The organism is Streptomyces anatolicus (genome assembly GCF_019400875.1).
In the GTDB taxonomy this organism is placed as follows: Bacteria; Actinomycetota; Actinomycetes; order Streptomycetales; family Streptomycetaceae; genus Streptomyces; species Streptomyces anatolicus.
The window spans coordinates 1-4,397 of the sequence record NZ_WMBF01000503.1; the positions used below are offsets into that span (position 1 = coordinate 1).

The following is a 4,397-nucleotide window of genomic DNA, read 5'->3' on the forward strand; positions in this document are numbered from 1 at the left end:
GAGTGGGGGTGGGCCTGCGGGAGGCGGCGGGATCTGTGGTGGCGGTCCGAACTGCCCTTCCGGGGGTGCGCCGCTCTGGCCCCCTTGCGGGGTTCCGTCCGCTCCGCCCGATCCGTCGCCGGGTACCGCGTCGTGCTTGTCCCCAGGTCGCATCTTCGGCTCCCCCCAGCCGTGGCACGCAGGGCGATGTGTGACGCCCAATTACCCCACGATCGGGGAGGGTTGGGCACCCGTCAACCGCGCGGGGGACGGCTGCGACCCCCGGCTTTTGTGAGCGCCGCGAGTTCGAGGAGGGGGTCTTCGAAGCTGACGTTCTCGGCGATCTGGTGCAGGAGGCTTCGGTACTCCGTACGCCGGTTCACGGCGGTGGTGCCGAGCGTCAGCACCACCAGGCGTCTGCCGTCCGGGTGCGGGAGGTGGGCGAAGACCTGGAGCACCGGGTCTTGGGGGAGGCCGGAGTCGGCGGTCGGGGTGCGCACGGTCTCGCTGAAGGACGCGGGGCCGCAGGGCAGTTCGAGGTACGCGATGTTCGTGTGACCCTCGGCGCCCGCGACGGCTCGGGCGGCGGTTGCGGCGGGGGCGGCGGGGGAGATGTCTCGCCAGGACACGGTGAAGAGGGAGAACAGGAGGCTGCCCTTGGCGGTCCCGGATACGTCGTCGCGGTGCAGGCCGATCGCGCAACGGGTGGTACCGGCCTCGGCGAGAATGGCCAAGAGTCGCTGCCCCTGGGCGAGATGGGCCAGGAACTGCTGGCGGGCGAGCTCGTCGTTGAGGGAGTCCAGTATCGGCGCGAGGGCCTGGCGTAACGCTTTGGCGGCGGGCGAGTCCGCCGGATTCAGCAGCGCGCGGAAGGGAATGGTGGTGAAGCCCGCGGGTTGGGCGAACCACATGTCGGCGTCGGGGTTGTGTGCCGATTTATCGAGAATGAACCTGGGTGGGGTCACAGGGTCTTCTCTACTTTCGGCTTGCGGGGGTCCGTGTTCGGTGTGAATCCGGCGCGATGACCGCGTTCCACGTCCTCGGCCGAGGCGCCCCATTCCGTGGTGAGGGCGTGATCGGCCCCTGCCAGGCGCTGCCGCAGGATCTTGAATCGGCGGGGCATCCGGCCGTTCGGTGTAGGTGCGGCGAGGAGACCGATCATGCGGGGGTCACCGGCGAACCAGATCGTCTCGATCTGGGATTTCAACTGCGGCTTGGCACGGGGGGCCATCCTGCGGTGCCACCAGCCCACACGGAGATGGTTGGAGACGACGAGCGGGAGTAGCTGCTGTCGGTCGGCGGGGTTGGGGAACTCGAACCATCCGTACTGATCGCCGACGATATTGGGATAGAGGTTCAGGCCGTTCGGAACTTCCCGAAGGACCTGCCATGGGTAGGCGCGCAGGATGCGGAGCTTGCGCATGGCGTTGGGGAAGTACCCAAATACTTGGACGAACAGTCGCCAGCTGCCGTAGATGGTGTAAGGGATGAAAATCCACAGCATCAAACTCTGCTCGACGGGAAGTGCGATGAGAGCGATCCACACACCGACCCACCCGATGAGGCCGGCCACATTCTTTACCATGAGCAGTATCCAGGCACGCCGCGTCGGTGGATGCTGCCATGCGGTGGGGTAGTCGGCAGGATTCATCGGGGGCACTTCTTTCTGCTTGGAGTGGTTAAGAGAAGGCGAAACGTGCGATCGTCGGCACTCCTGGCAAGTCGAGCAGGAGACGCCCGCCATCAACCTTGGTAGACGTCTCGGCCCTGCCTTCGTCGTCGTCGACGAGCCCGTATCCGGCAGTCACGAGGCCCATGGCACCTGAAGTAGCAGCCACATTCGTAGCGGCCGTTTCGCTGGTGACCACTGCGTTGACCAGAGGGTTCCCCAGCTGGGCGATATCCTTGCCCGCGTCCCAGGTGTGTGTGCCGTAGGTGGCCAACTTCTGCCCGAGACTCATCGCCCCAGCTCCTGCCTGAACCGCCTGAGTGGCAGTGCGGCCGCCCTTGATGACGGCTCCGAGGCCCGGCGCCATCCCTACCGCGTCGGCTCCGACCGAAACCACGTTACCGAAGAAGTCAGCGTCGAACTCGCCCTTGGTGAAGCCGTCCTTCAATGACGCCCACACGACTGGATCCGACACACGAACCCCAAGCGCCACAGCACTAGTAGCTGATGCCGCAAGCATCAGCGCGGCCGCCACCCCGAGCCCCAGAGGCCCAGTGGCAATGATCGCCGCCAACGCCAGAACCCCGGCCACCGCGCTGAGAATGTCCGGCAGGTTCTCCTTGACCCACTCGCAGGCCTTGTCGAACCAGCCGGGCTCGTGCGGTGCCAGCTTGTCCGTCGCGTCGCGGATCTTTTCCGCGCGGTACTTGGACCTTTCCGCGTGCTCGCGCCGCAGGCTCCGCGCCCTGGCCAGGATCCGGTCCAGCTCCGCCTGGGCGTCCTCGACCTTTCCGTCGGCGAGCTTCAGGGCCTTCTCCGCGTCGTCCCGCGCCTTCCCCTGCTTGCCATTCTTGTCATGCTTGTCCAGGTCGGGGTCGGCGCCGACCGTATCGGCGTGCCCCTTCGCCGCCTTCAGCGCCTCTCGGGCCTCCTTGGCCTTCCCGTTCAGCTCCCGCGCCCGGCGCTGGAAGTCGTCCAGGTCGACTTCCCAGCGCTCCAGCTGCTTGGCGGCCTTTTCGATGGAGCGTGCGGCGTTCTTGAGGTTCAAGGAGAGGGGGCCTTCCTCGACGGCCTCGCGGAAGGCCACGGCCGCGTCCCCTTCCCAGTAACTGCCGTCCATCAGCTTGGTGACCACCTTGCGGGTGTCACGGAGGACGGTGACGCAGCTGTCCAACTTCTTGTGCAGCTCTTTTACGGTGTCGCAGTCGCCGGGAGCGGGATCGAAGCCGAGGTCCGGATAGGTGGTGGCGGCGCTCGTCACCTCGGGATCTCCACCACGTCGTCCTTGGTCTTCCCCGCCTTGTTCATGGCTTTCGCCAGCGCCGCCTCGACCTCCATGAAGGCGTTCTTGTTCTGCTCGATGAGCTTGGACAGGTCCTCGGTCTGCTCACCGATCTGCTCCGCCCCGTACTTCCAGTCCTCCTGGAAGTCCTCGCAGGCCTTGTCGAGGTCGTCCGTCCCCAGGCCTCCGACGGTCGCGTCGGCCAGGGCGCTGCGCAGGCCCTTCAAGGACCTGACGGACCCGTCGAGCAACTTCATGAACTGTTCTAACTCGACCGCGTCGACTCTGAGCTTCTCGGCCATCGCTGCCTCGCCTTCAGTTGTCGCCTGTCGCCTGTCGTCTGTCGTCTGTCGTCCCGGACTCGATGTTCATCCTGGCCTCAGCGGCAGGCGGCGGGCGGGGCTTTGGCGCGATTCCCGCCATGGCTTCCCGGGCCAGGCGTCTTCCCGGGTCAGCCCGCGGGGGAGTCGCTGACCTTGCCGACGGGGCTGATGGTCAGCTTCGGGGCGTTGTCCGAGGAGTCCCCGCCGCTCACCGGGAGGGAACCGGCGGGCCAGGCGATCGTCACGGTCTTCGTCTCGTTCGGCGGGGTCACCAGGATGTGGGCGACGCGGACGCCGGAGCCGCCGGTGGTGTTGACCGGGAAGGTGAGGTTGAAGGCGGCGGACTCGCCGTCCTTGAGGACGGCGGGGTGGGACTGGTCGCCGTTGCGGTCGACGGAGAGGGTGTCGCCTGTGGCCGTCTTGAGGTCGACGCCCGCGTAACCGTCGATGGAGCAGTCGCGGCCGCCGCCGTTCTTGAACTGGACGGTGATGACGCCTTCCGTCTTGTCGGTGGTGTTGTCGGCGGCGGTCACCTCCAGCGCGTCGCTGCGGCAGGCGCCGACCTCGCCATCGCCCTCACCGGTGCCGTTCTCCCCGGCGCCCTCGTCCGCAGAACCGGAACCGCCGCTCCCACCCCCGCTGGCGCCGCCACCCTGCCCGGCGTCGGCGGACGTGGTCGGCTTCGCGCCGGACGGCGAGTCCCCCGCCTTCGCGGCGTCGTCGTTGTCGCAGGCGGTGAGCGCGAGCGCGCCGAGGAGCGCGACTCCGGCGAGCAGCGTCTTCGAGGCGTGCGTGAGCTTCATGGCGGGGTCCCCCGTGAGGTGCGAACTGGTCTCGGTACGAGGCCGGGCTCCCCGGCCTGACCACCAGCGAAGCCGTCCCCGGCGGGCGGGGGAAGAGCCGCCGGACGATCAGGGATGCTGGAACGCTTCCAGGGGGCCTGACCTGCGTAGATAACCTCTGCGTGGAACGCGGTGCTGGGACAGGAGTGGGTGTCGGCGCGCATACCGCGGTCGCCGCGTACCGGCCGCTCTCAGACCCTCGGCTCCCCGTACCAGCGCCACTCCGTCAGCCGTGCCCGGCCCGGGAGTTCGCCTCGGCCCGTCGCCCACAGGGGGGTGGGCCAGGGCGGGGTGTCCGTGGG

5 protein-coding genes are annotated in these 4,397 nt (G+C 67.9%); all 5 read right to left on the minus strand.

Features of this window, described 5'->3' with window-relative positions:
* Positions 1–233: 233 nt before the first annotated feature.
* The 5 genes from GKQ77_RS28340 to GKQ77_RS28360 all read right to left on the minus strand — a co-directional run bounded on the left by GKQ77_RS28340 (position 234) and on the right by GKQ77_RS28360 (position 4,056).
* Positions 234–944, minus strand: coding sequence for a hypothetical protein (locus tag GKQ77_RS28340; RefSeq protein ID WP_219691779.1), 711 nt, complete (start codon positions 942–944; stop codon positions 234–236).
* On the minus strand, positions 941–1,630 hold the full coding sequence (locus GKQ77_RS28345; protein ID WP_219691780.1) for a hypothetical protein: 690 nt from the start codon (positions 1,628–1,630) through the stop codon (positions 941–943). The genes GKQ77_RS28340 and GKQ77_RS28345 overlap by 4 nt, the downstream gene beginning before the upstream one ends.
* A gap of 28 nt (positions 1,631–1,658) precedes the next feature.
* On the minus strand, positions 1,659–2,909 hold the full coding sequence (locus GKQ77_RS28350) for a putative T7SS-secreted protein (RefSeq protein ID WP_219691781.1): 1,251 nt from the start codon (positions 2,907–2,909) through the stop codon (positions 1,659–1,661).
* Positions 2,906–3,232, minus strand: a complete 327-nt coding sequence (locus tag GKQ77_RS28355) for a hypothetical protein (protein ID WP_219691782.1) — start codon at positions 3,230–3,232, stop codon at positions 2,906–2,908. Before GKQ77_RS28355 ends, GKQ77_RS28350 begins: the two co-directional genes overlap by 4 nt.
* A 149-nt stretch (positions 3,233–3,381) precedes the next feature.
* Positions 3,382–4,056: a DUF4232 domain-containing protein gene (locus tag GKQ77_RS28360; RefSeq protein ID WP_219691785.1), complete on the minus strand. Its 675-nt coding sequence runs from the start codon at positions 4,054–4,056 to the stop codon at positions 3,382–3,384.
* Positions 4,057–4,397: the final 341 nt, after the last annotated feature.

Bases quoted from the DNA above. Each gene is read 5' to 3' on its own strand.
- GKQ77_RS28345 (WP_219691780.1), bottom strand. From the start codon at position 1,630: ATGAATCCTGCCGACTACCCCACCGCATGGCAGCATCCACCGACGCGG.
- GKQ77_RS28360 (WP_219691785.1), bottom strand. From the start codon at position 4,056: ATGAAGCTCACGCACGCCTCGAAGACGCTGCTCGCCGGAGTCGCGCTC.
- GKQ77_RS28355 (WP_219691782.1), bottom strand. From the start codon at position 3,232: ATGGCCGAGAAGCTCAGAGTCGACGCGGTCGAGTTAGAACAGTTCATG.